The organism is Arthrobacter sp. TMN-50, from assembly GCF_054511125.1.
This window is the reverse complement of sequence record NZ_JBTNDG010000032.1, coordinates 1-2,709: the sequence shown is the minus strand read 5'-3', so window position 1 is coordinate 2,709 and position 2,709 is coordinate 1. Positions and strand designations below refer to the sequence as shown.

Here is a 2,709-nt window from a genome sequence, read left to right as displayed (position 1 = left end):
ATGGTACTGCACCCGAGAGAGTGTGGGAGAGTAGGACACCGCCGGACAACCATTAGACGAAAGGCCCCACCCCACGGTGGGGCCTTCCGCACTTAACCACCAGAGCACCAAAATCAGAACCCTTCAGACCCTGGCCTGCGGTGGCTGTGTCTCTCCGATCGACCGTTCAAACACTACGGCGGTGCGATGGATGAAGGCTACAGATTGCCGCAAGAGACGTTTCGAACACGGCTACCAGTTCGGTACCGACTCGGGTTCCCGGGTCTTGGTGTGCTCATGACGGTCGGCAGTGCCTGGGGTTGGTCACAGCGGGCATGAACGACGCAGCACTCGTTGCTACGCTGTTCCCCGCAGTGCTTCTCTACGTCATCCGTCTGCGGGTGACAGTCCGGCTGGAAGTGCGCGAGTCAACATTAAAGGCGGTGGCATCTTCGCCATCAGGATCCCCTACCACCAGATCGATCCAGTCGCGCCGGGACAGTCCACGGGCGTTGGGTCAAGTAATGGGGTTCGCATATTGCCGAACGGCACGACCGGCTATCTCGTCGGTGGTCCGTCAGTTCGCATCACGACAGGAAGGACCGCCGTGTCAATGGTCTATAGATCGCCACGTTTTCCTTCCGGTGCCGGGATCGAGGAAACAGCGGGGTCCCGGGTCTCGAAGGTCTTCCCGGTTGGAAAGCCCGCGGCTTTGCGTCGAATGGCGAGCATGGAGCTGACCTAGCCACTGTCCGCACCCGGTGCCTTCGCTGCGGTGGTTCCGCCTATCCAAGCGCCTCCCGGGACAGTCGGCCAGCCCACACCAGGGCGTTTGGCCAGCTCCTTGATCGACACGCGCTCCACCCCTGCATCAGGCCGGCTCCGCGCAGGAACTTCCATCCGAGACTCCATTGGTACCTCCACCTGGAGGAAGCAAAAGGAGGCCCGCGGGCCCTTGTAGCGCCGACCCCGAAGCGACAGCCCCTGACCCGCTGGATCCCTGACTCCGATGCCGTCGCGTGCCCGCTGCAAGCGCGCTAGCATGGTGCATCTCGAAGCAAAAGGAGATACCCGGTGGGCAAGGTGGTCGTGTACGGGGCCATGTCCGTGGACGGTTTCGTCGCGGATGAGAGAGACCAGCCCGGACCGCTGTTCGACTGGCTATCTAGCGGCGATGTTCCGTTGGACGAGACCGGCCAGGTGACGGTGTCGCAGACGTCCTATAACTACACCCGGCCGTGTTGGAACCAGATCGGGGCGACAATCGTCGGCCGTCACGTCTTCGATCTGACGGATGGCTGGAGCGGGAAGCCCCCGAGCGGGGTGGATCACGTGGTTGTCGTGACGCACCGACCGATGCCTGACGGTTGGGACCCCGAGGCGCCGTTTCGCTTTATCGATGGCGTTCAGGAAGCGGTGGCCATAGCGCAGGAGCTCGCAGGTGACCGCATTGTCGAGGTCGCCGCCGGAGACGTCCGGGGCCAGATGCTAGCCGCCGGGCTAATCGATGAGGTACGCATTGATGTCGTGCCCGTCGTGTTCGGGTCCGGCAAGCGCTTCTTCGGTTCGGTCAGTGCACAGTACTTGCTGGAGGATCCTGACGCGGTGATTCAGGGTAACCGGGTGCAACACCAGCGCTATCGAGTGCGCGACCTCCCAAACTGAGCTGGCGCGCGCAGGAGTCCACCGCGAACTCAGGCGCAGGACCGGTCCTTTCCGGTGGACGTTTTCGTAGAGTCAGATCGGATCCTTTCTTGATAGATCCGCTTTCTCCTTGGTTAGGGTCTGTAGACGGGTCCTCAGCGAGACCTTCGAGGGCTTCGCCGGCTTGGATCTGTAACAGGAGGCCCAGGTATTCGACTCGTGACATCCTGGTAAAAGAGCACCCCAGCAGGCAGAGCCGGCGGTTGACCTTCATAATGTCTTCGACGAACTCAGCCCCGATGGGGATTGCTTCACCGACTTGCCGCTCTTCTTCGGGTAGATCCGCGTGGGTGAAGGTGGTGAACATGATTTTCAAGCGCTCCAGGATGTCCGACGGGGCCATCCCATCGCCAGGCACGAAGTTCTCCAGGTTCTGACCGAGAGTTCAGTGAGACTGTCGACCACCGTGGGCATGTCCGACCGGGAGTAATCGAGCAGCTGTTCGACATTGCGAGCAGTCGCCTCATCGAACAGGATCTGTTCCCCGAATGGACACGTCCGAAATTGCGTCAAGCCTCGCCTCTACTGACACCAGCCTCCTCGGTCGGACCCTGGTGGACCCTACCTCGAGGTGAAGTAAGTCCGAGTGGGTGACTCAAGCCACAGAGGGCGGGGCTGAAGATTCGCCGGCGGGCAGGTGTCCGTCAGACGCATACGAGGTGTCCAGATGCCCGCCATTACGGGGAATCAGGTGTCCCAATGGGCGCCAAAAGGGGATCGGATCGAGGATTTGGCTCGAGGCCACACGGCGTGTAAAGTAGATCTAGTCGCCGCCGCTAAAGCGGAAAGATAGCGACCGACCCCTAATAAACAGCCTGTAAATGGCATGCTTCTAGCGTGCGAGACTTGCAGGTAGGGACCCACCTGGTGGGGCTGGAAATCAAGAAAACATTGATTTGCTAAAGCCGCCGGGTTCGGGTAAGTTTGAAAAGTTGCTCCGGAGCGATGATGGGACTGTTTGGTTCTGTTTGGTGCCGGGTGTGTCTGTTGTTTGAGAACTCAATAGTGTGCCATGTTTGTTGATAC

The 2,709-nt window shown here is 60.4% G+C and carries 1 protein-coding gene; it reads left to right on the top strand.

Annotation, left to right across the window (positions count from 1 at the left end; genetic code table 11):
* Window positions 1-1,053 precede the first annotated feature (1,053 nt).
* A complete protein-coding gene (locus ACX80A_RS15165; protein ID WP_459260593.1) occupies window positions 1,054-1,644 on the top strand; it encodes a dihydrofolate reductase family protein in 591 nt (196 codons plus the stop codon).
* Window positions 1,645-2,709: the final 1,065 nt, after the last annotated feature.